Raw genomic sequence first — 386 nt, 5'->3', positions numbered from 1 at the left:
GCGGGCCGGCTGGCATCGGCGCCACCGCCGCCGGCGCGCCGGGCCGGGGGCGCGCCGCGCCGTCGAGGGTGAACACGCTGACCACCTCGGCCAGCGCGCCGGCCTGCTCGTGCAGCGAGGACGCCGCCGCGGCGGTCTGTTCGACCAGCGAGGCGTTCTGTTCGGTGTCGCGGTCCATCTGCGCGATCGCGCTGTTGACTTGTTCGATGCCGGCGGTCTGCTGGCGGCTGGCGTCGGCGATCTCGGCCATGATGTCGGTCACGCGCCGCACGCTGGCCACGATCTCGCCCATGGTGGCGCCGGTCTGGTCGACCAGTTGCGAGCCGAGGCCGACCTGGGCCACCGATTCGCCGACCAGGTTCTTGATCTCCCTGGCCGCCGTCGAG

Annotated in this window: 1 protein-coding gene; it reads right to left on the bottom strand. The window is 73.6% G+C overall.

All coding sequences use genetic code 11. The features are described 5' to 3' along the window. On the bottom strand, positions 1-386 hold a 386-nt coding region (locus C7C56_RS10265; protein ID WP_229458564.1), incomplete at both ends, for a methyl-accepting chemotaxis protein.

This window comes from Massilia glaciei (assembly GCF_003011895.2).
Lineage (GTDB): Bacteria > Pseudomonadota > Gammaproteobacteria > Burkholderiales > Burkholderiaceae_D > Telluria_A > Telluria_A glaciei.
The sequence above is the reverse complement of the archived record's forward strand: the minus strand, read 5'-3'. Positions and strand labels throughout refer to the sequence as shown.